Raw genomic sequence first — 24,752 nt, 5'->3', positions numbered from 1 at the left:
TCAACTGACCAGATTTTTTTATTTTTCAATATACATGTTGTCTTGTAATGGCGTAAAAGAACTTTTACTACCAACAATTTCAAGAGGTTCAAACGTTTGTCCTGATAAACGGCTGTTATCCTCAATATGCTGTAATGCAACAGATAGCAGTAGCTCATTTTCATCACCAAGAACACCCATATTAGCATAGTTTTCTGAAACTAAAATATCAGGATCTAAACCTTCAAAATAATCAGTAACTCCAGCAGCATTTAAAGATTTTAAAACTAGTGGTTGCATAGCATAAAGATGAGAAGGGCTGGCGCCTTGCCTTCTGAAATCAGGAGAATCGTAAAGCGTAATGGAAGCTTGATATTTTCCAGTGGTTGATGTTCCAATTTGAACTACATTTATATAGGGCCTTAAACAATTAATCACTAATTCACTAGCAGAAGCAGAGCGTTTAGTAGTTAAAACATAAACACGATTAAGGTTTAAAATATTCAATGGTGTGCCTTCGTCATTATTAGTAAACCTATTAACTGTTGATTCCACTGATAACTGTGATTGAATATCATTATTCCATTGTTCAGTACTAAAAACTTCACCATTTCTTCCAGCTATCATACTTGATAATAAAATGGCTGTATTAACAGAACCACCTGGATTATAGCGTAAATCCAAAACTAAATCTTGAATATTGTTATTCGAAAAGTAGCCAAATGTATCATTTAATTGTGCATCAAAATCTCTAGTAAATCCATTATAGACTAAATAACCAACATTGCGACCAGAAACTTGGAAAACATTTCTTTCAAATATAGGATTTTCGGTATAGGGTGATTTTGTTAGCGTCACACTTTGTCCATTTGGAGTTATCGTATCATCATCTGGATCTGGTGTGCCATTATCATCATATATGGCTAAATTAATAGTATAAGTGTTATTGCTTAACAGGGAGAGGTAATTATTGTCATTCAAAGGTGTGCCGTTAACAGCATAAAATATATCACCGCGTTGTAACCCTTGATTGGAAGCATTTGTATTTGGCAAAACATAGCCAACATAACCAAAAATATCTGAACTGGATGTCTGTCGTCTTACAAGCCCAAAATCCATACCGTTGTTTTGTGTAGTACCATTTAAAAAAGCTTCTAGTTCAATATAATTGCTAGTAATCCAACTAAATCTATCAACAGTTTCAGGTTGATATATTAAATGGTTGAACAATGCTTCGGGAGAATTATAACTATTTAAAAAAGCGTCATACTCACTATCTGAAAAGCGATTGTTGGCTAAATCTGGGACATCATCTTTATACAAATAATATGTGTTCATGCCTCGATAAACAAAATCATTTAAATCTTTAATTGATGCTGGATTATCATCTAAATCTTCGAAACAGCTTATGAATACAGACGAAATAATAAAGAAGAGTAGTAGGTGTTTGAGTATTTTCATAGCAATAAAGTGTTCTTTTTCACTTTAAAAGTAGTTACTTTATTGAAGAATAAAAATTTTTTGTAACAAAATTGATAGTAGTTCGTCGTAATAGTAAATAACCCCAAAAGGGTAATTTTAACCAACCACAACTTATGACACAGAGTGAGTTTTTAAATATTGTCATGCCTTTTAAAGATAAGGTATTTCGTTTAGCTAAACGATTACTGGTATCTAGGGAGGAGGCTGAAGATGCCACTCAAGAAATTTTATTGAAGTTGTGGAACAATAAAGCAAAGATTGAAGAGTACAAAAATGTGGAAGCATTTTCAATGACCATGACCAAGAATTTGTGTTTAGATAAGTTGAAATCCAAACAAGCTCAAAATTTAAAAATAGTACACAGTAATTATCAAGATCACAGTGTCTCTGTACAAAAGCAAGTAGAGTTAAATGATAGTTTGGATTGGGTAGGCAGGATTATGGAGGATTTACCAGAACAGCAAAAAATGGTCATTCAACTCCGAGATATAGAGCAATATGATTATGACGAAATAGCCAAAATGTTAGACATGAACAATACAGCAGTAAGAGTGGCTTTGTCCAGAGCGAGAAAAACAATAAGAAAAAAATTAACTAATACACATAGTTATGGTATTAAATAATATAGAAAAGTTACTAGAAAAGTACGAGAACGGCGGAACAAGCCTAAAAGAAGAGCAACAGTTAAAAAGCTATTTTTCTCAAGAAACTGTAGCGCCACATTTAGAAATGTACAAGCCTATGTTTACGTATTTTTTGGTAAATGAGAAAGAACAGTTCACCAAAAACATTCCATTAAAAACTAAAAAGACATTTAATTATAAGTGGATTTCTGTTGCAGCTGTAGCCGTTCTTTTAATCAGTGTTTATTTTTCCAATCCATTTGTTGTACAAGATGATTTAGGAACCTATGATGATCCTGAAGTAGCTTATAACGAAGTTACAAAAGCATTGGAGCTAATTTCCTCTAATTTTAATAAAGGAGCTGGTAAAATAAATTATTTAAATGGCATGGACACAGGTGTATCTAAAGTTGGATACCTTGATGAAATGCATAATACAACGAGTAAAATTTTTAAATAAAAACTAAAAAAATGAAAACTATAAATAACTTAAAAATAAATACTTTCAAGAAGTATACGGTAACCTTATTAATGGTAATTCTATTGTTGCCATTAACATCTATGGCTCAAGATATATTTGCCAAATATGATGGTAATATAGACGTCACTTACGTTGATATTAAGCCTAAAATGTTTCAAATATTGGCAAAAATGGATGTTAAAATTGATGATCCAGATATGCAAGATTATTTAGAGACAGTAAATAGCATTACCAGTTTAAAAGCTCTAGTCACAGGAGAAGCGTCTATTTCAAATGATATCACCACTTGGGTAGATTCAAAATCTAAAAATTTAGAAGAACTAATTGAAATAAGAGACGAAGGAACAGTTGTTAAGTTCTATATCAAAGAAGGTAGAGAGCAAGACCATGTTGAAGAACTTTTAATTTTTATTAATGGTATAAGTAATCAGATGAATGATTCTAAAGCTGATGGAAATGGAAAAGCGCGCAATATTGAAACAGTTGTAGTTTCCGTAACTGGAAATATAGATTTAAAGCAAATAAATTTTGATTTAATCGGAGATCAAATCCAATCAAAACAATCTTCAGCTAAAATATTATCTCAAGACAGTATGGTTTTTAAGGATTTAAAAGTTTATCCTAATCCATCACAGGATAAGGTAACCATAGATTTACCATCTGAATTAAAGAATAATGTTAATATTACAGTTTTAAACGCTCAAGGAAAGCAAGTACAAACTCAAGTTATAAATGCACAAAACAAAACTTTAGATATTTCTGATTTACAAGCTGGTGTTTATTTAATTCAGTTTATATACGATGATTCTCGTGTTGTAAAACGCTTTGTGAAACAATAATTTAAATAATATTTTAGAAAATACTTCAAGACTTTAAATAGAAAAACAATGAAAACTCCAATAAATAATAAAACAAAAACAATGAAAAAGTACACAGTAATTTTATTAATGGCAATTATGTTATTACCATTAACGTCTATGGCACAAGATATTTTTGCTAAATATGCAGAAAATCCAGATGTAACGTACGTGTCAATCAAGCCAAAAATGTTCCAAATGTTAGCAAAAATGGACATTAATACTGACGATCCTGAAACACAAGAATATGTAAAAATGGTTAATAGCATTACTAGTTTTAAAGTAATTACTACTGATAACAAAGCCATTTCTACTGATGTGACAAATTGGGTGAATTCTCGTAAGAGTTCTTTGGAAGAATTAATGGTTGTGAAAGATGATGGTGTGAATATGACTTTTTATGTAAAAGAAGGTCGTGATTCAGATCATGTAAGTGAATTTCTAATGTTCGTTGATGGTTTAAGTGCCATTACTAAAGATGCAAACATTGAAATGAACGGTAAAAAACGTGAGTTTGAAACAGTCGTTGTTTCCTTGACTGGAGACATTGATTTAAACCAAATTTCAAAATTGACTCAAAAAATGAACATCCAAGGTGGTGAGCATTTAGAGAATAAGAAAAAGTAAAAACAAATATGAAAACATCAATCAAAACAATATTGTTCGGTTTACTAGCATTAAGTATGCTAGTAAGCTGCAACAATGGGCCATCACTACAAACATATTTTGTAGATAATCAGGAATCACCTGATTTTATTTCAGCTGATATTCCAACGTCTGTAGTTACATTAGACGAAGCGTCACTATCTGATGATCAAAAAGAAGCTTATAAATCTTTAAAGCGTTTAAACTTTTTAGGTTACAAAAAAAATGAAAATAATGCTGATGTTTATAATGCAGAACTTTCAAAAATAAAAGCGATTCTAAAGGATGAAAAATATATTGACTTAATGGAATTTAGCGATAAAGCCATGAAGTTTGATGTTAAATATATTGGTGATGATGATTCAGCTGATGAAGTTATAATATTTGCCAATTCACCTGATATGGGTTTTGGTATTATCCGAGTTTTAGGCGATGATATGCGTCCTGAAAATATGGCAACATTGGCAAATGCTCTTCAAAATGCTGATTTTGATGAATCCCAATTAAACGGAATTACCGATTTTTTTAAATAAATAGTTTAAAATGTTAATGATAAAAACGACTGACCACTGAAGTTATCAAAGTGCAGTCGTTTTTTTATAATGGTAGATGATTGTTAATCTTCATTCCCTTTCGTTAAAACCATGACGATGTTAACTATTACCACCAATAAGCCCACAATCAGCAATCCAATAATTGCAAAGTTTTCTAAAATTCCAAAAATTCCAGATAAAACAAAAAGAACAGTTATTACTGTACAAAGTATAATGGATTGTTTGTCGGTTAGCATAACACGTGCTAAATACCTGTATAATTACTAGGCGTAATAGCTTTTAATTCGGTTTTAATTTGATTTGAGACCTCTAATGTATCAATAAAATTTGAAATGGACTTTTGATTGATTTTCTCATTGGTTCTCGTCAACCCTTTCAAGGCTTCATAAGGATTAGGATAGCCTTCGCGCCTTAAAATGGTTTGAATAGCTTCAGCTACAACGGCCCAATTATTCTCTAAATCTTCAGCAAATTTTGTTTCGTTTAATAATAACTTATTTAAACCTTTTAATGTTGATTTAAAACCAATTAAAGTGTGTCCAAAAGGTACACCAACATTACGTAAAACAGTACTATCAGTTAAATCACGCTGTAAACGTGAAACTGGTAATTTGGCCGAAAGATGTTCAAAAATAGCATTTGCAATTCCTAAATTACCTTCGCTGTTTTCAAAATCTATGGGATTCACCTTATGTGGCATAGCAGAACTTCCAACTTCACCAGCTTTAATTTTTTGCTTGAAATAATCCATAGATACATAGGTCCAGATGTCTCTATCTAAATCTACTAGAATGGTGTTTATACGCTTCAAGCAATCAAATAAAGCAGCCATATGATCATAATGCTCAATTTGTGTCGTAGGGAAGGAGTGGTATAAGCCTAGTTTTCCTTGAACAAAATTAGCACCAAAAGCTTTCCAGTCAATATTTGGATAAGCAACTTTATGCGCATTGAAATTTCCTGTTGCACCACCAAATTTTGCCGCACTTGGGATATCGTTTAATAAGTTAAACTGTTCTTTTAAACGCACTACGAATACCTCAATTTCTTTGCCTAAACGGGTAGGAGAAGCTGGCTGACCATGCGTTCTAGCTAACATAGGTACGTTTGACCAATCTTTTGATAGCACTTCTAACTTATTTAATACTTCGGTATAATCAGAAATGTACACATCATTCATGGCATCTTTAATGCTTAACGGAATGGCTGTGTTATTAATGTCTTGCGATGTTAATCCAAAATGGATAAATTCTTTGTATTTAGAAATATCAAGCCTATCAAATTGCTCTTTAATAAAATACTCAACTGCTTTTACATCATGGTTGGTAACCTTTTCAATGTCTTTTATTGCTGATGCATCAATAGCAGTAAAATTCTTATAAATCGCTCGTAAATCATCAAATAAATCTGTATTAAAATCAGCAAGCTGCGGTAGTGGAATTTCACATAAAGCAATAAAGTATTCAATTTCAACTTGAACACGATATTTTATTAAGGCTTCTTCCGAAAAATAAGGTGCTAATTTCTCAACTTTATTTCTATAACGTCCATCAATAGGAGAGATGGCATTTAATGATGATATAGACATGTTTTTGCTTTGTTTTTGAAAGATGCAAAGATAATCTTTTTAGATAGAAGAGCGAAGTTTGTACCTATAAGATTTAGAGCTGTATTTTATTTTTTAAGTATATTAGATACCTAAACTTGTAACCATGACTAGATCGTTTTTTCTATTATTATTTATTCTTTCTGAATTCAGTTTTTCTCAAGTTTATAAGAAATCTGAACCATTTACACATACCTATTCCATTGTGGCTCGTGATTCTGTAACTGGCGACATGGGAGTTGCAGTACAATCACATTGGTTTAGTGTAGGTAGCATTGTAATTTATGGTGAAGCAGGTGTTGGTGTTGTAGCGACACAATCTTTGGTGAATCCTAGTTACGGACCTAAAGGATTGGCTTTAATGTCACAAGGATTGAGTCCGCAACAAGCACTTAATGCGTTACTTAATAATGATGCTGGGCAAATGTATAGGCAAGTAGCTTTCTTAAACCATAAAGGTGATGTGGCTACTCATACAGGAAGTTTGTGTATAGCTGAAGCTGGTCATAAGCAAGGCAAGAATTTTTCGGTGCAAGCAAATATGATGTTGAATAATAGTGTATGGGATGCAATGGCTGATGCTTTTGAAAGTACAACAGGAAGCTTAAGTGAACGTATGTTAGCTGCTATGAAAGCTGCTGAAAATGAACGTGGAGACATACGTGGTAAACAATCTGCTGCTATTTTAATTGTAAAAGCCGAATCTACAGGTAACTCCTGGGAAGATACGATAATGGATTTACGTGTTGAAGATCATGAAAATCCCATTCAAGAATTGGAGCGCTTAATGCAGATTCATAAAGCCTATGATTTTATGAATAAAGGCGATATGGCTATGGAGCATGGGAATTCAGAAGAAGCTGAATCGCTTTATATGAAAGCTCAAGAATTGTTTCCAGATAATTTAGAAATGCAATACTGGTATGCTATAAACCTATTAAACAACAAACAGTTTGATAAAGCAAAACCCATAATGACATCGATTTTTAAACAAAATGCGGACTGGAAAACATTAACATCACGATTAGTTGTCAGCAAATTGTTGGTGGTTACAAATGATGAACTTCAGGAAATTTTGAGTTGGTAGATTACTTTTTAATTTTCTTTAATATATGTTTGGCCCGAGCTTTAAAACCAGAGCTTTGCATTTGATAATCACGCTCCAAAATTAGAGCCAATTCCGGATGAATCCAGTCATAGTCTTGACCTAATAAATACAAGCTATTCATAGCATAAGCTTTAGGCGCAATTTTTTCGTCGTTAATCATATAATCAAAACAAGCCTCAATGATACGCTCTTTATGTTGTGGTGATAAAGCTGTTTTTATGTTGTTGTCGTTTTTTGAATAATAGGCTTTAACCAGATATTCGCATACTTTTGCAACAGGACGAACAGCAGAATCTAAATGAACTTTACTTACGTTTTTAGTAAAATCATCAAGATAAGGAATGGCAGCTTCTAAATTTTCACCACACATAAATTCAAAGACCCATGCAGCGCGACAAGAAATCTTATCATCAACCATAAAAAGAATGTCTAATAGCTTGGGAATTAAATCGGGATTATCAATGATGAGATTCGCATAGTGTAAACGTTTTTCTCGGGAATGATTCACGTAATTTAATTCGTCATAAAGTTGTTTGGTAGTCACGAATATTTCCTATTTTTAAAAATCTAAAATTAAACATAATGAAAATAATTAAGAAACTCTTATTCATACTTTTAGCAGCATTTATAATAGCACAATTTTTTGGTCCAGATAAAAATGAAGGTGATTTAGGCTCAATTGATGCTTTTTTAGCAGATACTAATCCACCTGAAGACGTCAGAGCTATATTAAAAGAAAGCTGTTATGATTGTCATTCTGATGTAACGCGATATCCTTGGTATAATAACATAACACCTGTGAATTATTGGTTGGCTGATCATGTAAAACATGGAAAAGGTCATTTTAATGTGTCTGTTTGGGATGAGTATTCTACCAAAAAGAAAGACCATAAGTTAGAAGAGTTAATTGAAATGGTTGAGGATAAGGAAATGCCATTAAACTCTTATACGTGGACGCATGGAGAAGCTAAACTTTCTGATGCTCAAATTCAATCGGTTATTAACTGGGCTCAAGCCGTTAGAGTCAAGTATGGTTTAGAACCAAAGCCAGAATAATCAATGTCTAAACTGCTCATTATTGGCTTTGTTTGGCCAGAACCCAAGAGTTCTGCAGCTGGAAGCCGCATGATGCAGCTTATAGAAACGTTTCAATCGCTAGATTATCAAATAACCTTTGCTAGTCCCTGTGAAAAGCGCAAGCAAGCGTTTGATTTGGAAGCTATAGGAATTTCCCAAAAGTCCATTGAAGTCAATTCTAGTTCTTTTGATGACTTCATAAAACATTTAAAACCAGATGTGGTTTTGTTTGATCGTTTTATGATGGAAGAGCAATTTGGTTGGCGTGTGGCAGAAAACTGCCCAGATGCATTTCGAATTTTAGATACCGAAGATTTACATGGACTGCGAAAAGGCAGACAGCAGGCTTTTAAAGATCAAAAGACCTTTGATAAAAGCTATTTGCTCAATGACACCTTTAAAAGAGAACTAGCCAGTATCTTCAGAACTGATTTAAGTTTGATAATTTCAGAATTTGAAATGGACTTGCTAATTAACGATTTGCATGTTGACAAATCACTATTGGCTTATTTACCCTTTATGGAAGATAGACTAGAAGATGAGTTTATAGTACAACTACCTAATTTTGAATTACGACAACATTTTATTACCATTGGGAATTTTCTACATGCACCCAATTCTCAATCGGTATTATATTTAAAGGAAACCATCTGGCCATTAATCCGAAAGCAATTACCACAAGCAGAATTACATATTTATGGAGCTTATGTTTCACAAAAAATAAATCAATTGCATAATGACAAACAAGGATTTATAATAAAAGGATTTGTTGAAGATGTTAATACAGTTATGCAACAGACCCGAGTTTGTTTAGCACCTTTACAATTTGGAGCAGGTTTAAAAGGGAAATTGATTGATGCTATGAAAAGCGGTACTCCTTGTGTTATGAGCACAATTGCTGCCGAAGGTATGTTCGGAGATTTAGAATCCAATGGTTATATGGAAGATAATCCTGTAGATTTTGCCAATAAAGCTGCACAATTGTATACAGATGAAAACCAATGGAAAATCAATCAACAGAATGGTTTTAGGGTTTTAAATACACGATTTAATAAAGAAATCAATCAAAAAGAATTGATAGCACGATTGCAACAATTGAAAGAATATTTAGAAAAACATAGGCTTAACAATACTTTAGGGCAGATGTTACAACATCAAACTTTACAAAGTACCAAGTATATGAGTAAGTGGATAGAGGAGAAGAATAAGAAATGATATGAAAAAGGTTTTGATTTTAATTATTGTTTTATCTAGCCAATTAACTTTTAATCAAGAAATTATTTTAAAAGGTAATGTAGTTGATGAAAGTGGGTTTGCGTTTGTTGGAGCACAAGTCGTAAACACTAATTCAAGCGAAAAAGTTATCACTGATTTTGATGGAAATTATTCAATAAAAGGAAAAATTGGAGATACTTTAATTTTTAAGGCATATGAGAAAGTTGAGGAATGCTATACAATAGCAAAAAGATTAGTGTTTAATGATGAAAATATTAATGTAAAATTATTTGATATAGAGTTTTTAAGCTCTCAATACTGTGATTCAAAAACTAAAGAATTATTGGTTTTTATAGGCAAAAAGAGTTATATGAAGGATGTATTTGATAATGGTCCTTGTGCAGATTTTCGTAATTCTCATGGTGTAGGAAAATATGAAATTGTGGAGGAGGTTTATGGTGATTTTTCATCCGAAAATTATTTTATAAAATTCGAAACATCAGAACATGCTTATATTGACAGTTTTATTTACAACAAACATAAATATGCTATGCTATTTGTACGGAAATATTGTGATGATAAGTATTATTTGATGTTTCATAGAGATATTTTTAGGACAAAAGACAATAAATGGGCTATTAAATATTACGACCCTAAACGAAGTTGGTATTTTAATGGAATGGATTCTATTAAGAGCAAGGTCAGAGAAATTAGGTTCAGAAATAATGCTTATGTTAAAGTTAGAAAGTCTAAATTGGATAGTGCTCAAGAATATTACGTGGCGCCTTACTACAAATTAGTAGGAAGAAAGTTAATACCAACTAGAGGCCTTTATGTAGAAGAATACTTTAAACTTTGGAAATCCAATCAAAAGGAATGGAAGTATGATAATTGAAGTAAAGTATTTTATTGCTTACCTTTAAAATCATTATTATAACCAACTAACCATTTTCTATGAAATCCATTAAAAAGGAATCGGTTGCATTTGTATTATTTCTTTCGTTTTGTTTTTGCCAACTTCAAGCACAAGTCACTTCGCAACAAATTGACTCTATTGTCAATTATGCCATGTCTAAATTTAATGTAGCTGGTTGTGCTGTTGCGGTTGTAAAGGATGGTAAAATATTGCATGAAAAAGGTTATGGAATAAAATCTATTAAAACCAATGAACCCGTAAATGAACACACAAATTTTGCGATAGCTTCAAATAGTAAAGCCTTTACAACGGTTGCTTTAGCGTTGTTGGTTGAGGAAGGCAAACTTAATTGGGACGATAAGGTTAAGATGCATATACCAGAATTTACTATGTATAATGATTATGTAGAAGAGAACTTTAATATAATCGATTTGGTAACGCATCGTAGCGGTTTAGGTTTAGGTGTTGGTGATCTCATGTTTTTTCCGCAAGGGTCTGATTTTACCATTGACGACTTGTTGTCAAGCTTTCAACATTTTAAACAAGAGTCTGCTTTTAGAACTAAATGGGACTATGACAACTTGTTGTATTTAGTTGCTGGTGAACTCATTGCTAGAAAAAGTGGGATGACCTGGGAAGCTTTTATTGAAACGCGAATTTTCGAGCCACTTGGTATGGAAAATTCATATGCATCATTAGCATCAATACAAGATTCTAGTAATTTGTCTGCTTCTCACTCAACCGAAACCGGTGAGATGCGTATAATCCCAACCTTTGAAGAAATGATAAATGGTGCAGCTGGAGGCATTTTTTCAAATGTAAACGATTTATCACAGTGGATGCTATTACATTTAAATAAAGGCAAATATGGTAATAATTTAAACAGTCAGCTATTTACGACAAGCAATCACTACGAAATGTGGAAAATTCATACGGTTATGGATGTTAATCGAAATCCAAGATATAATTCCCATTTTGCAGGTTATGGCTTAGGATGGAATCTAACTGATGTTAATGGAAATATGCAAGTTTCCCATACTGGCGGATTACCAGGAATGTTATCTAGAACATTGCTTATTCCAGATATGAATTTGGGCATAGTTATTTTAACCAATACGAGTAATGATGGTGGCGGTTTGTTTTCGGCAGTTTCACAAACTATTTTAGATATGTATCTCGAAATGGATGATTTTCAATGGATTGATAAATATTCGGCCTATTTGGCGTCTAGACAAAGCGGCGATGATGCTGCAACTCAAAAGGTTTGGGAAACGGTTGCCAATATGGATCAAAAAGCTGTAAAGCGAGAAAAATATATTGGTGTTTATGAAGACGTTTGGTTTGGCAAGATTGAAGTTTTTGAGAAAGACAATCAATTATGGATTAAATGTCATCGGTCGCCATTACTTAATGGTCCTTTGAAACATTACAAAGATGAAACCTTTGCCATTAAATGGGAATATCAAGACATGAATGCCGATGCTTTTGCTATGTTTGAAATAGGTGAGAATGGTAAAGCCGAAGCGTTTACAATGAAAGGTATTTCACCAAACATCGATTTTAGTTTCGATTTTCAGGATTTAGATTTAAAACGCATTGACTAATGGTATCAGCTTTACGAAAAATTAGAAAAAAATTGCTAGAACAAAATAGGGCACAACGTTACATATTATATGCCATAGGTGAAATTTTATTGGTAGTTATTGGTATTTTAATTGCTTTACAGATTAATACGTGGAATAAAGAAAAGCAGAATAAAGCGCATGAAATTGTAACGCTTAAAAACTTAAAGGCAGATTTAGAAATCCAAAAAGAACTTATTAAGGAGCAAATAGATTATGAGCTTGCTGTGATAGCTCAAGTAGATTCTGCCAAAAATTATGTGTCAGATGAGGCAAATAAAGCTGTTTTAAACCGATTATTCAGAGAACTAGCAGCAAGGCACACATTTAAAGCCAATCGTGCCACTTTTAATAATATGATTTCAGGTGGTAGTATTAATTTGGTTAGAAATGAGGAATTACAAAATGATGTTATTAGATATTTTCAACGATTAGACTATGTTGAATCTGTTGTTAATAATAATAATTTATATATGATGGATTCAAATTTTGGCCTTTTTGTTGCTAATAATGGATTAGGTTTAGAAGTAGATGATAACAATGAGATTATTTCAACTAAAATATTTGATAGTCGAGAGAAAGCAACAGTTTTTGCTCAATTGAATTATAGGCTTGCGAGTTCTAGTAGTATAAAAGATATCAACAAAATTTTATTGGAAGTAACAAATAAATTAATAAAAGATATTGATGACTACATAAACTGAATTAAATTATCGATACTCTGGATTTTCAAAATTCCAACGTGTTCCATCATCCCATTCCTCTCTAGAATTCCCATAAGCCGAATAACCACCATGTTGTTTAATCATATTGGCAAGATGGAGTAGGTTGTATGTCATAAATGTGGTATTCCTGTTGGTGAATTCATTATCCTTGGCATTACTTTCTTCATCCAAATAACTGGGTCCAGGACCTACTTCACCAATCCATCCGCAATCGGCTTGTGGTGGTATGCTGTAGCCTACATGTTGTAAAGCATATAAAATACCCATAGCACAGTGTTTTACACCATCTTCATTTCCTGTAATAATACAACCGCCAACTTTATTGTAAAATAAGTATTGCCCTTTATCATTGGTTTTTCCGCTCATAGCATACAATCGTTCAATTAATTTTTGAGCAACAGATGATTTTTCTCCCAACCAAATAGGCGTTCCTATAATCAATATATCAGCAGCTTCAATACGTTTAAAAAGTTCTGGCCATTCGTCTATATCAACACCTTGTTTAGTCATATCTGGATATACCCCAAATGCCACATTATGGTCTATAAAACGGATGTCATCAACAGTTACGCCTTCTTTTTTCATAATGGCTTTTGAAACATCAATAAGCCCTTGAGTATGACTTTTTCTTGGCGATTGCTTTAAAGTACAATTGACGTAAAGTGCTTTTAAATTTGAAAAATCTGGTGTTCCCATAATTATTTTGTGGAATTTAAAGTTAAAAGTTTTTGAACAGCTGCTTGTATCTGGAGTTCAGCCATATCAATTGTTTTATTATTTTGAAAAATGTTATTTAGTATCGATAATTCAGTACAAGCAATTAAGGCATGTGAATCTTTGGTGTAGTTCGCTATTAAATTGTTATAAATATCTAAATGTTCATCGTTAAGAGGATTCTTGTAAACAGCTTTTCGAAGTGTATCGATTACTTCTCTGTCTTGTTCTTTGGGAATTACAATGTCAATATGCAACCGTTTTGTGAAAGCGGAAATATAGTCGGATTCCATAGTGTATTTTGACCCAAGAAGTGTTATTTTTTTTATTAACTTGTTTGAAATGTGGTCTGCCGCCAGTTGTAGTGGGTGTAGAATTTTTAGCCTTGATTGACATCTGTCATAGGCTTCGTGTAGCGTGATATTCGGAATAATTAAATAGCCGTTTGATGTGGCTACAATGTCGTTTAAGTAATTTTGTAAGTTGGGAACTAATCTTTCAAATTGATTGGGAAGAAATGGATTTATGGCATTAAAGTCTTTATTGTGAACTGTACACGGAAACGTATGGTAATCTCCTAGATAAGTATGATACAAATTGTTTAAAGATTCCAAATAAAATAGCGTACTCCGACTACCAAGACCTAATATGTTGATATGTGCTTTAGTTTCTATCAATCAGAAGTTTTTTTTAGAATATAATCTGCAAAATAGTTTTTGGAATCCGTTAACTTATGCGATATTTCCAATTGCGTATTATCAAGAATTTGCTTTAGGATTGTACTGTTGTATTTTCGGGATGTTTCAGTATATATTTTTTCTCCTTCACTGAAATGATATGTTTTGTCTAATGCTTTAATAAGAACAGTTTGATCTATTTTACTAACCAAATAACTTTTTGCGATACCTTTATTTTCATCATATTCAGGAAGGTGTTCAAAATTCTCCAAAATAAAACTACCACCCAATTCTTTATTAATGCGTTGGAGTAAATTGAGATTAAATTGCTTCGTTATACCTTGTGAATCGTTGTAAGCTGGCAAAACAATATGTTCAGGTTTAATTAAATCGACGCCTAAAACAACCTTGTCGTTTTTTTCTAAAACAGCATTTAATTGTGTCATAAAATCTATTGCTTGATTATCTTCAAGATTTCCAATGTTAGAACCCAAAAAGAGCACGACTTTTGGTTTATGAAATAATTTAATTTCATTTAATACATTAAAGTAATGTCCTTGTTTTGGTGTGAGTTTAACCTCTGGAAGTTCTTCTTTTACAGAGTTCTCTAGATTGTTCAGAGCATTTTGTGAAATATCAATAGGGATAAACGTAAACTTGAATCCTTTTGAATTTAGGGCTTTAAGCAGATTCTTTGTTTTTGTTCCATCTCCTGCACCTAATTCAATTAAATCGAACTCTTGTTCTATAGGTAAGTCAAGAGCCGTTATAAGCTCATCGGTTTGATTTTTAAATATATCGAGTTCGGCATTTGTTAGATAGTACTCTGGCATATTCATAATCTGTATAAAAAGGGCATCACCTTTTTCATCATAAAAGTATTTTGAGGGCAGATACTTTTGTTTTGCTGATAGTCCTTTTTCCACATCTTTTAAGAACAATATGTTTTCTGTAGAGGTATTATTTGTTTTGGTAGTTTGCATATAATAATTTTAGTTGGCTAATCGTATTCCAGAAAATTGCCATTGGGTGTTAGGTGAAAAAAAGTTTCGATAGGTATATCTGCTGTGGTTTTGAGCAGTGGCTTTTGAAGCACCTCTTAAAACCATTTGATTTATCATAAATTTTCCATTGTATTCTCCTACAGCACCTTCAGCAATTTTAAAATTTGGGTAAGGCAAATATGCGGAGTTAGTCCATTCCCATCTATTTCCCCAATTAAGTTGTTTTGAGGCTATTTCCCATTCAAATTCTGTAGGCAAACGTTTGTCTTTATATTGTGCAAAAGCAGCAGCTTCATAGTAGGACACGTGAGTCATAATATGATTAGGATTTACTTTAATTAATCCGGATAAAGAATACTGATACCAATCACCATTTATATTTTTCCAGTATAATGGTTTAGTTATGTTGTTTTCTTGAACCCATGTCCATCCGTCATCATGCCAATATTTAGACTTTTTATAGCCATCATTTTCAATAAATTTTATAAACTCGCCGTTAGTTACAAGTCTCTTTGATATAGTAAAAGTTTCTAAAAATACCCGATGTTTTCCTAATTCATTATCAAAACAGAATTTATTGGTATTGTGACCTATTTCATAAATGCCTTCAGTAATTGTTAGCCAGCCTGAAGATGTTTCCTCATCTGAAATGAAATTGTTATGACTGTATTTTGGGTAAATAGGGTTTAATGAAAATGTGTACTTTAAATCAGTAATTAATAACTCTTGATGTTGTTGCTCGTGGTTTAAACCTAAAATGGTCAGTTCTCGCAGCTTTTCATTATTGCTGGTGCTTAAAAGTTTGCGCATAGCGTCATCGACATAAGCACGATATTCAAATACTTTTTGTACCGAAGGACGTGAAAGTAAGCCTCTGTTTTTTCGTTCTAATCGTTCACCCACACTATTGTAATAGCTGTTAAATAAAAAAGAATATTCCGAGTTAAAAACATCATAGTTAGGTAGAAATTTCTTTAAAATCATTTCTTCAAAAAACCATGTGGTATGGGCAATATGCCATTTTGGAGGACTAGCAAATATAGCAGATTGAGGTATGTAATCTTCAATAGATAATGGCTTACATAAATTTTCTGTATGAGAACGAATGTTAGTATAGAAATCTACTAGTGTGCTTTTTTTTGTTTCGATAAAATTCATTGTATAAATTAAGAAAAATTCAGTCTAAAAGATTAATTCAAAAGACTAATTCTTTTCCTCTATTAAGATAGTGATACTTTAAATGTACTTGAATAATTATAATCTTTTTAATACTTTTTTAACACCAGTTGTAGCAGGTTCAGCAATGACAGTGATATTACTTTGACTTTCAAAAGCAGGTTTTGGGTCAATAAAAAATGTTGGTGTGTTTTCTGGTACATAATGCATTAAGCTAGCAGCGGGATATACTTGCATGGAAGTTCCTATTATCATTAAAATATCAGCTGTAGTACATATATTAATAGCGTTATCAATCATAGGAACAGCTTCACCAAACCACACAATATGCGGCCGCATTTGATAACCTTGACTACAAGTGTCGCCAGTAACCAAATCAGTTTTCCAATCCATAATATCTGATTCATTAAAAGAACTTCGCGCCTTTAGTAATTCGCCATGCAAATGAACCACGTTCGAACTACCTGCGCGTTCATGTAAATCATCAACATTTTGTGTTATAATGCTTACCTTATAATTATTTTCAAGCTGTGCCAAATCATAATGTGCACTATTGGGCTCAACCTTTAATAATTGTCTACGACGTTGATTATAAAATTCTAGAACTAGTTCAGGATTGCGTGCAAAACCTTCTGGTGTTGCTACTTTCATAACGTCATGACCTTCCCATAGGCCATTTTCATCTCTAAAGGTTTTTAATCCGCTTTCGGCACTCATACCAGCTCCAGTGAGCACTACAACATGTTTCATAGCTAATAAAGTTAAAAAGATTATTTGATAATTGTAGAATACCGTGATTACATTTTTAGTTTCTGGTAATAATTGTAAATTTAGACAGTCTAAAAATCAAATCATGAAAAATCTTTTGTCAGGTTTTGTTTGTCTATTTACTATTTTATTATTCACAAATTGTGCTAATGATGATAACATTACTCGTATTGAAACCAGCCTAGTTTATAAGGTATACGCTCTAAACGCCATTAGTGACCCGAGTGTTACGGGTTACTCACGGTTCGTGAAAAACGAAGACCAATCGGTTACCATTGAATTGAATCTTTCAGGATTACTATCAGACCAAATGCATCCTGCTCATATTCATTATAATACAGCAGCTGAAACAGGAGGTATTGCCATTACTCTTGGAACCATAAACAGTAACACGGGTAGAAGTGAGGTTACTATAACCGAATTAGATGATGGTACACCTATAACCTACGAAGAACTACTTGATTTTGACGGTTACATAAATGTACATTTAAGTAATTCAAATTTAGATATTCTAGTTGCCCAAGCCGATATAGGCCAAAATGAATTGACTGGTGTAACAAAAACTTATGGATTAAATGAATTGGATGTAGATGGAATTAGTGGATCTGCTAAATTTTCTGAAAGACTAAATGGCGAGGCATTGGCGACGATTCAATTAACTAATGCAATTCCTGGGAATGAGCATCTTGCGCATATTCATAATAATACAGCCCTTGAAAGTGGAACTGTTGCATTAACTTTTAACCCTGTTGATGGTGACACAGGAATTAGTCATACTAATATTACTCAACTAGATGATACCACACCTTTTTTATACGAAAACATTGAAGATTTTGACGGTTACATTAATGTACATTTAAGTCCTACAGATTTGGATACTATTATTGCACAAGGAGACATTGGAGAAAATGAGTTAACAGGTGAGTCTGTAGTATATGAACTTGACGAGGTAGCTATTGCAGATATTAGCGGAACAGCCTCATTCTATAAACGTCAAAATGGTGAAGCACTGGCTATTATAGAATTAATGAATACACCTGTTGATGGTATGCATCCTGGTCATATTCATCAGAATGATATTTCCACCACAGGACCAGTTATATTCACTTTTAATGATGTTGATGGTAATACAGGAATTAGCCAAACAAATGTGATTCAGTTAGATGATGGTACACCATTTGGATATGATGATGTCTTGGAAGTTAATGGCTATATCAATATCCACTTAAGTGCTACTAATTTGAATACTTTAGTAGCACAAGGAAACATAGGTATAAATAATTAAATGGTTGATTTAGGGTTACTTGAACATTTAGAAGGCTATCTTACCCAAAATAGAAAAGAACGCTTTTCTAATGTAATTAATCAGCGAACAAAACATTTTACGGTTGCAATAGAAGATGTTTACCAATTGCACAACACAAGCGCTGTTATTAGAAGCTGTGATGTTTTTGGTATTCAGGAGGTTCATATTATTGAAGAAATCAACAGTAAGCGCATTGATCGTGAAATAGCCATGGGAGCTCAAAAGTGGGTTGATTTAAATCGTTTTGGGAATGTCAAAGATTGTTTAAAAACACTTAAAGATCAAGGATATCATATTGTAGCCACAACACCACATACTGATTACATGTTGCAGGATTTTGATGTAAGCAACAAATCTTGTTTTTTTTTCGGTCGTGAAACCGAAGGACTTTCACAAGAAGTTTTAGATAATGCTGATAGCTTTTTGAAGATTCCTATGGTGGGTTTTACAGAAAGTTTGAATATATCCGTTTCGGCAGCCATAATATTACAGCACGTTACAACACAACTAAAAAAGTCAGATGTTAATTGGCAATTATCAGACGATGAAAAGAACCTTAAACGTTTAGATTGGATAAAGAAAACTATAAAAAGCTATGATGACATTGTCAAAAGATTTTATAGTGAGTGAGTATTTTGTAACTTTAACGTAAATAACTTATACTTTTTATCATGATTGTTCTTTATATCTTTATTGGCATTCTTGCCTTAATACTAGTTTTAGCCTTAATAGCGCCAAGACATTATGAAGTAAAACGTGACGTTGTTATCAACAAAAACCTAACGGAAGTTTTTCAATATATCAAATTAGTTAAAAATCAAAATGTCTGGTCACCTTGGAAACAAAAAGATCCAAATATGAAACAAGAGTATTTAGGAACTGATGGTGAAGTAGGATTTGTTTCTAAATGGGAAGGTAATAAACAAGTTGGTACTGGTGAGCAAGAAATAATAAGTATCGATGAAAACAACCGTATGGAAACCCAATTGCGGTTTTTTAAACCGTGGAAATCTGAATCACTTGGTTTTTTTACTGTAGATGAGGTAGGAGCGAATCAAACCAAAGTCGTTTGGGGTTTTAAAGGAGTTAACCCAATACCATACAATATTATGATGCTTTTTTTTAATTTTGAGAAAGCAGTTGGTAAAGACTTTGAAGAAGGGTTAGCTAAATTAAAAGAAGTTTTAGAAAATCAATAATTATGAAGCATAATATGGTAGGCTGGTTTGAGATTCCAGTAGATGATATGAATCGTGCAAAGGCATTTTATGAAACTGTTTTTAAGGTTGATATACAAGTGGTAGATTTCGGTGGTATTTTGATGGGTTGGTTTCCAGATAGAGGTCAAGTAACTGGAGCTCAAGGAACCTTAATTAAGCAGGAATCTTATATTCCCAGTCAAGAGGGCACTCTGGTTTACTTTATTAGTGACAATGTTCAGAATGAGTTGGACAGGGTAGAAGGAGCAGGTGGTAAAATTTATCAGCCTAAAACGCAGATTTCACCAGAACATGGTTATATGGCTGTGTTTTTGGATACTGAAGGAAACAGGGTAGCCCTACATTCTAATGAATAGCTATTAGCTGATTACAACCGTCCTTTGTTACGACTGCGGCTCAATACTTTGTACTCTTCGTAACATTCACTTATGGCATCCAGAATTTGAAGATCATTGGCAGTTTGTATAAAACTGGCTGAATAATTACACTGTCTCACAATTTCATCCAAATCTACGCGATCAACTTGTAATAAAACGGTTAGCATTTCGCGATCAAAACGTGAAGCTAGGAGGTTTCTTATTTCATCATCCTGCTTCATTTGTTTGAGCTTTTTCATTTCATTGGGCTTCCTACCAAACATTTTATAGAGGAAATCTGCTGGATTAAAAATAGCACCCAATACTTTGGAAACAGAATTAGATCGATTTCCAGCTTCATAACCAGTAGTTGGTAAGCCAGAAATACTATAACGATAGTTGGTGTTTATAGGTACTTGGAGAATATCGACCTCTAGTACACCTGTAAGTTTAAATTCATTAATGACTACTTCCTCAAGAGCAAGAGCTAGTTCCGTTAGTTCAATAGTAGAAGCACCATATTTGATCCAGTCATTAGTAACACGAACTCTTATAGATTTAAATCCTAAATAAGAAAAATGAAGGGTATCATTGGCTTGCGCTTTTAATTCAAATTCACCTTCGTCATTTGTAGTTGTACCTATAACTTGGTTTAAATTAACAATATTAACGCTTTCCATGGGTGTGCCACCAGAGGCATTCACAACTACTCCTTTTACCGAAGTGTCTTCTTGAGAATAGACCAAGGTAGTAGTCAAAACTAAAATAAGTAGGAAAAAGCGTTTAATCATTACCACGAAATTAGGCATAAAAGTACTAAACAAAAAAATAGATTGGAAAATTAGATGATATTTTGTCTAAATATTAACAAATTGATGATGCTCCAGCATTAATAATCTGATTTGCTAAATTTTTATTAAAGACCCAATTAAATCATTTTTTAGATTATTTGTACGTTGATTAAATAGCCGGATTTATCACAAAACAGAGTTTTCTCTTACATTTTAACTAATCCTTAGTGTTTTTTGATAAGTTTAAATTAAATGAATGATAATCAATGATTTAAGTGTCTATTTGGACTTTTAGATTTCGGGAAATGCTAAAGGTGTTCCCTTTTTATATAGTATTTCTATTTATACATTTCAACTTTAAACGGCAAGTTGAGGAGCTCGATTGATTTTAGTTTTTCAAAATTCTTGTTCATTAAAAAACCACTTACTAATTATTAATTTAAACTAAAATGAAATGAAGAAAATTACTTTCTTATTAATGATGCTTTTAAGTATCACTGCTTTCTCGCAAGTTGAAGTAGTTGAAAATTTTGATAATAATCAAATTCCTACAGGATGGACATCTAGTGGGTTTTCAGCTAATGCTTTGGTAGCTTGTGGAGGAACTGGTTCTGGTGTATTTGCCAATCTGTTTGGCGGTACTCAAGGTTCGTTAACATCACCAGATTATTCAGCTATTTCCAATGGCACTAATTTAACAGCTAGTTTTAGCTTTAATGTATTTGCTGTTGCAGGACCTGGTTCATTTTCAGCACCTCCTGCTGATTGGGGTACGATAACTATGGAATATTCTACTGATAATGGCGCTAACTGGACTACAATTACAACTGTAGATGATTCAGATTTTACCTTTGTTGATAATACTACCTGTACTTCTACAGGTGATATAGCAGTAGGATCTATTGCAGATGGTAGTGATTTTCAGGTTAGAATCGTAGCTGATAACGCAGCAAGTAGCCCAAGATTGGTTTATGCTATTGATAATGTATCTTTAACTCAAGTTCCAGATTCAGCACCAAATTGTGATGTTGTTTTGACTACGCCATTAAATGGTTCAGATACTGCAGATATTGATGTAGTATTAACTTGGAATGCCGCTACTGGTTTTCCAGATGGTTATACTGTATCTGTTGGAACTACTTCAGGTGGTACCGATATTGTAAATGCTGACACTACTACTGAAACCAATTACTCACTTGATGGTTTAGGACTTAACTATGAAACAGAATATTTTGTAAATATTGTTCCTTACAATGGCTTCGGATCTGCTACAGGTTGTACAGAAGAAAGTTTTACAACGCGTGTAGCTCCTGTAGTTGGAGCGGCATGTTCTAACCCACATGTAGTTGGTGCATTTCCATATATTGTTGCTTCTGATGATACTGCCAACTATGAGAATAATGTAAACTCCGGAAGTTGTGGGGCTAATGATTCATCTTATATGTTAGGTAACGATGTATTTTATTCGATAACGCCAACAACAGACGTATCTATTAATATTGATTTAACAAGCATCAGTAACAATGGTGCCGGAATGCATTTAATGAAAGGTTGTCCAACCGATGTTGATAAAGAGTGTTTAGCCTTTGAAGGTACATTTAGCACAACAGGTGGTTCATTAAATATCTCTGAAGCTGTATTATTGGCTGGTGAAACTTACTTTTTAGTTTTGAGTAACTCATCTTCTTCAAGAACATATACTTACAGCTTAATAATTACTCAAAATGATTGTATTAATCCTGATTTCACGTTATCTACTACTCAAGATTGTGGTAATGGTGAGTTTTATGTTGATGTAGATGTAACATATATGGGAGATGCTTCATCACTGACAATATCTGACAATTTTGGTAATACAGGTGGTGGTATTAATGCAACTGGAGTTTATGCTGGTTATGGTCCATATACAAGTGGATCAACGGTTGAAATAACATTAACCAACAATAATGATAATTCTTGTTTTTATACAGATTCTATATATTTCTTTTGCCCACCTGTAAATGATGAATGTGCAAACAGTATTGCATTAACCGTAAACACTGATGGGACATGTACAAATGTGCTTGCTGCATCAAATGCTGGAGCAACAGAATCAGTTTCAGATCCATTAACGTGTGGTAACAATACAAATGATGTTTGGTTTAGTTTTGTAGCTGCTAGTGAAACAATGATATTAGAATATTTAAATGTTACTGAAGCAATTGGTTCTGGAGGAACATTACAAGCTACTGAATTATTAGAAGGTACTTGTGGAACCTTAACAAGCCTTTCTTGCAATACAGGCAGTTATGTTGCTTTTGGTGGTTTAACCATTGGAAACACTTATTATATTCGTAACAGCACTAATTTGGCTGGTGAATATGCTCAAAACTATGATATTTGTATCAGAACATTACCAGCAGCACCTGTAAATAACGACTGCTCTAATGCGACTGTTTTAACTGCCTCTGCTGATAATACATGTGGTAGTGCTGTAGCTGGAACAACTATAGGTGCTACAACTTCAGCTGATAATACATGTACTTCAGTTTCTTCAGACTACAGTGATGTTTGGTATGAGTTTAATCCTGGAAACACGGGATATTATGAATTCACATTGGAAAGATTAAGTACTACGCCTTCTACTTACTATTCCGTATTTAGTGGTAGTTGTGGTTCTTTGGTAGAAAAAAGCACATCTTGTACATCTAATGGTGACCAGATTTATTTTATGGATAATTCAGAAACTTATTACGTACAAGTTCGTTCATCTCTTAATGGACCTGGTATTGATTTTAACCTTTGTGTTTATCAATTACCTGATGGTGTTGCCAATAGTGAATGTTCAAGTTCAGTAACTATTTTGGAATCTGCTGATTCCAACGGAAATAATTCAATTTCAGGTAATATAAACGTTACAGATGTTGCTTATTATTCTCCTGAAGGTTGCGCAAGTTCTAGTACTGAATCTGTATGGTATAATTTTACACCTCAATATACAGGATTGTATAACTTTAACTTCACTAGAGTTAGTGGCTCTGCAAGTTATACGGTTTACAATACTAACGATTGTTCACAAACAGAAACCGCTGGTTATGTAACTGGTCTTGTTAGTTGTTTTAATTCAACAACTCCAAGAACAGGAGAATTGGTAGCTGGTAACACATATTTAGTTATGATTCATGCATCTTCTGCCGCAGAGTATGAATTCTTTGTTTACCCAGACCCTTCATTAAGTGTTGAGTCATCTGTTTTTGAAACTTTTAAATACTATCCTAACCCAGTTGTAAGCACATTTACTGTTGAAGCTAAAGATGCTATATCTAAAATAACAGTACATAATATTGTTGGTCAACAGGTACAGGTTATTACGCCAAACAGTTTCAAGTCAACAATAAATATGAACACATTGAAAAAGGGCGTTTATTTTGTAACGGTTTCTATCAATGATGCACAAAAAACCATAAGAGTTATTAAAAATTAATTTTAGAACAATTAATAGCTATAAAAGCTTGAGTAACATATTATGCTGCTCAAGCTTTGAAAAAACAAATGATATTATTCAATGAATAAAATGTATAAATATCGATTGCAAATATTACTGATTTTAATGTATGTAGTAGTTGTATTAGGTATTTTATATTCCTGCTCATAAAAAGGAGTAGTTTTTTTCAGGAAAAAGCAGCCATATGGCTGCTTTTTTTATTTATTTAAATCGTATATCTTATCTTATGTTAGTAAAATAAAGTTCTGTAATGTTTTTTTATACAACGATTTGAATTTTAGGAAACTAAAATATCAACACATAATCAATGCAGTAAGATGTAGATTGCACTAAAGGTTTCTATTTTTAAGTTTAGTATATTTACCA

The 24,752-nt window shown here is 32.8% G+C and carries 26 protein-coding genes; 16 read left to right on the top strand and 10 right to left on the bottom strand.

Annotated features, from left to right (window positions below):
• Positions 1–18: 18 nt before the first annotated feature.
• Entirely contained in the window at positions 19–1,440 is a 1,422-nt protein-coding gene (locus C1S72_RS02430; protein ID WP_104734085.1) for a S41 family peptidase, read from the bottom strand.
• 134 nt (positions 1,441–1,574) lie between these two features.
• Here C1S72_RS02430 and C1S72_RS02425 point away from each other — a divergent pair, with 134 nt between their 5' ends.
• The 5 genes from C1S72_RS02425 (at position 1,575) to C1S72_RS02405 (ending at position 4,600) form a co-directional block, all read left to right on the top strand.
• Positions 1,575–2,084 carry an RNA polymerase sigma factor gene (locus C1S72_RS02425; RefSeq protein ID WP_104734084.1) on the top strand — a complete coding sequence of 170 codons (510 nt, stop codon included), beginning with the start codon at positions 1,575–1,577 and terminating at the stop codon, positions 2,082–2,084.
• Positions 2,071–2,544 carry a hypothetical protein gene (locus tag C1S72_RS02420; protein ID WP_104734083.1) on the top strand — a complete coding sequence of 158 codons (474 nt, stop codon included), beginning with the start codon at positions 2,071–2,073 and terminating at the stop codon, positions 2,542–2,544. Before C1S72_RS02425 ends, C1S72_RS02420 begins: the two co-directional genes overlap by 14 nt.
• 11 nt (positions 2,545–2,555) lie before the next feature.
• Positions 2,556–3,404 (top strand): DUF4252 domain-containing protein, encoded by an 849-nt coding sequence (locus C1S72_RS02415; protein WP_104734082.1) that lies wholly within the window; start codon positions 2,556–2,558, stop codon positions 3,402–3,404.
• A gap of 81 nt (positions 3,405–3,485) precedes the next feature.
• Positions 3,486–4,049 carry a DUF4252 domain-containing protein gene (locus tag C1S72_RS02410; RefSeq protein ID WP_104735753.1) on the top strand — a complete coding sequence of 188 codons (564 nt, stop codon included), beginning with the start codon at positions 3,486–3,488 and terminating at the stop codon, positions 4,047–4,049.
• Between the two features lie 8 nt (positions 4,050–4,057).
• Positions 4,058–4,600 (top strand): DUF4252 domain-containing protein, encoded by a 543-nt coding sequence (locus C1S72_RS02405; RefSeq protein WP_104734081.1) that lies wholly within the window; start codon positions 4,058–4,060, stop codon positions 4,598–4,600.
• Between the two features lie 83 nt (positions 4,601–4,683).
• Here C1S72_RS02405 and C1S72_RS14385 read toward each other — a convergent pair whose 3' ends face one another.
• Positions 4,684–4,857, bottom strand: a complete 174-nt coding sequence (locus C1S72_RS14385) for a hypothetical protein (RefSeq protein WP_162919905.1) — start codon at positions 4,855–4,857, stop codon at positions 4,684–4,686.
• 8 nt (positions 4,858–4,865) lie between these two features.
• Positions 4,866–6,209, bottom strand: a complete 1,344-nt coding sequence (gene purB / locus C1S72_RS02400; protein WP_104734080.1) for an adenylosuccinate lyase — start codon at positions 6,207–6,209, stop codon at positions 4,866–4,868.
• 124 nt (positions 6,210–6,333) lie between these two features.
• Here purB and C1S72_RS02395 point away from each other — a divergent pair, with 124 nt between their 5' ends.
• Positions 6,334–7,314 carry a DUF1028 domain-containing protein gene (locus C1S72_RS02395; protein ID WP_104734079.1) on the top strand — a complete coding sequence of 327 codons (981 nt, stop codon included), beginning with the start codon at positions 6,334–6,336 and terminating at the stop codon, positions 7,312–7,314.
• A 1-nt stretch (position 7,315) separates the two neighbouring features.
• Here the strand turns inward: C1S72_RS02395 and C1S72_RS02390 are convergent, their stop codons facing one another.
• A complete protein-coding gene (locus tag C1S72_RS02390) occupies positions 7,316–7,879 on the bottom strand; it encodes an adenylosuccinate lyase (RefSeq protein ID WP_104734078.1) in 564 nt (187 codons plus the stop codon).
• A gap of 38 nt (positions 7,880–7,917) precedes the next feature.
• Here C1S72_RS02390 and C1S72_RS02385 point away from each other — a divergent pair, with 38 nt between their 5' ends.
• The 5 genes from C1S72_RS02385 to C1S72_RS02365 are packed head-to-tail and all read left to right on the top strand — an operon-like array spanning position 7,918 to position 12,869.
• The gene (locus C1S72_RS02385; RefSeq protein WP_104734077.1) at positions 7,918–8,391 is read left to right on the top strand and encodes a heme-binding domain-containing protein; all 474 of its coding nucleotides are present in this window, start codon (positions 7,918–7,920) and stop codon (positions 8,389–8,391) included.
• Positions 8,392–8,394: 3 nt separating this feature from the next.
• Positions 8,395–9,627, top strand: coding sequence for a glycosyltransferase (locus C1S72_RS02380; protein WP_104734076.1), 1,233 nt, complete (start codon positions 8,395–8,397; stop codon positions 9,625–9,627).
• A 1-nt stretch (position 9,628) separates the two neighbouring features.
• Complete coding sequence (locus C1S72_RS02375; RefSeq protein ID WP_104734075.1) at positions 9,629–10,522, top strand: hypothetical protein; 894 nt, start codon at positions 9,629–9,631, stop codon at positions 10,520–10,522.
• Between the two features lie 59 nt (positions 10,523–10,581).
• Entirely contained in the window at positions 10,582–12,147 is a 1,566-nt protein-coding gene (locus C1S72_RS02370; protein WP_104734074.1) for a serine hydrolase, read from the top strand.
• On the top strand, positions 12,147–12,869 hold the full coding sequence (locus C1S72_RS02365; protein ID WP_104734073.1) for a DUF6090 family protein: 723 nt from the start codon (positions 12,147–12,149) through the stop codon (positions 12,867–12,869). Before C1S72_RS02370 ends, C1S72_RS02365 begins: the two co-directional genes overlap by 1 nt.
• A gap of 6 nt (positions 12,870–12,875) precedes the next feature.
• On the opposite strand, the gene C1S72_RS02360 is transcribed toward C1S72_RS02365, so the two are convergent.
• The 5 genes from C1S72_RS02360 to C1S72_RS02340 form a co-directional block, all read right to left on the bottom strand.
• Positions 12,876–13,586, bottom strand: coding sequence for a flavodoxin family protein (locus C1S72_RS02360; RefSeq protein WP_104734072.1), 711 nt, complete (start codon positions 13,584–13,586; stop codon positions 12,876–12,878).
• 2 nt (positions 13,587–13,588) lie between these two features.
• Positions 13,589–14,281, bottom strand: a complete 693-nt coding sequence (locus tag C1S72_RS02355) for an aspartate/glutamate racemase family protein (protein ID WP_104734071.1) — start codon at positions 14,279–14,281, stop codon at positions 13,589–13,591.
• Positions 14,278–15,264 (bottom strand): L-histidine N(alpha)-methyltransferase, encoded by a 987-nt coding sequence (locus C1S72_RS02350; protein WP_104734070.1) that lies wholly within the window; start codon positions 15,262–15,264, stop codon positions 14,278–14,280. The genes C1S72_RS02355 and C1S72_RS02350 overlap by 4 nt, the downstream gene beginning before the upstream one ends.
• Before the next feature lie 9 nt (positions 15,265–15,273).
• Complete coding sequence (gene egtB, locus C1S72_RS02345) at positions 15,274–16,443, bottom strand: ergothioneine biosynthesis protein EgtB (RefSeq protein ID WP_104734069.1); 1,170 nt, start codon at positions 16,441–16,443, stop codon at positions 15,274–15,276.
• 96 nt (positions 16,444–16,539) lie between these two features.
• Positions 16,540–17,211: an SIR2 family NAD-dependent protein deacylase gene (locus C1S72_RS02340; RefSeq protein ID WP_104734068.1), complete on the bottom strand. Its 672-nt coding sequence runs from the start codon at positions 17,209–17,211 to the stop codon at positions 16,540–16,542.
• A gap of 103 nt (positions 17,212–17,314) precedes the next feature.
• Between C1S72_RS02340 and C1S72_RS02335 the strand changes: the two genes are divergently transcribed.
• The 4 genes from C1S72_RS02335 to C1S72_RS02320 are packed head-to-tail and all read left to right on the top strand — an operon-like array spanning position 17,315 to position 20,111.
• Entirely contained in the window at positions 17,315–18,514 is a 1,200-nt protein-coding gene (locus tag C1S72_RS02335; protein WP_104734067.1) for a CHRD domain-containing protein, read from the top strand.
• Positions 18,515–19,165: a TrmH family RNA methyltransferase gene (locus tag C1S72_RS02330; RefSeq protein WP_104734066.1), complete on the top strand. Its 651-nt coding sequence runs from the start codon at positions 18,515–18,517 to the stop codon at positions 19,163–19,165.
• Positions 19,166–19,206: 41 nt separating this feature from the next.
• A complete protein-coding gene (locus tag C1S72_RS02325; RefSeq protein ID WP_104734065.1) occupies positions 19,207–19,734 on the top strand; it encodes an SRPBCC family protein in 528 nt (175 codons plus the stop codon).
• 2 nt (positions 19,735–19,736) lie between these two features.
• Positions 19,737–20,111, top strand: coding sequence for a VOC family protein (locus C1S72_RS02320; protein WP_104734064.1), 375 nt, complete (start codon positions 19,737–19,739; stop codon positions 20,109–20,111).
• An 11-nt stretch (positions 20,112–20,122) separates the two neighbouring features.
• Here C1S72_RS02320 and C1S72_RS02315 read toward each other — a convergent pair whose 3' ends face one another.
• Complete coding sequence (locus tag C1S72_RS02315; RefSeq protein WP_104734063.1) at positions 20,123–20,902, bottom strand: carboxypeptidase-like regulatory domain-containing protein; 780 nt, start codon at positions 20,900–20,902, stop codon at positions 20,123–20,125.
• A 454-nt stretch (positions 20,903–21,356) separates the two neighbouring features.
• Here C1S72_RS02315 and C1S72_RS02310 point away from each other — a divergent pair, with 454 nt between their 5' ends.
• Entirely contained in the window at positions 21,357–24,365 is a 3,009-nt protein-coding gene (locus C1S72_RS02310; RefSeq protein WP_104734062.1) for a T9SS type A sorting domain-containing protein, read from the top strand.
• Positions 24,366–24,752 lie beyond the last annotated feature (387 nt).

Origin of the sequence: Hanstruepera ponticola, from assembly GCF_002940745.1 — a bacterium.
Classification (GTDB): Bacteria; Bacteroidota; Bacteroidia; order Flavobacteriales; family Flavobacteriaceae; genus Hanstruepera; species Hanstruepera ponticola.
The sequence above is the reverse complement of the archived record's forward strand: the minus strand, read 5'-3'. Positions and strand labels throughout refer to the sequence as shown.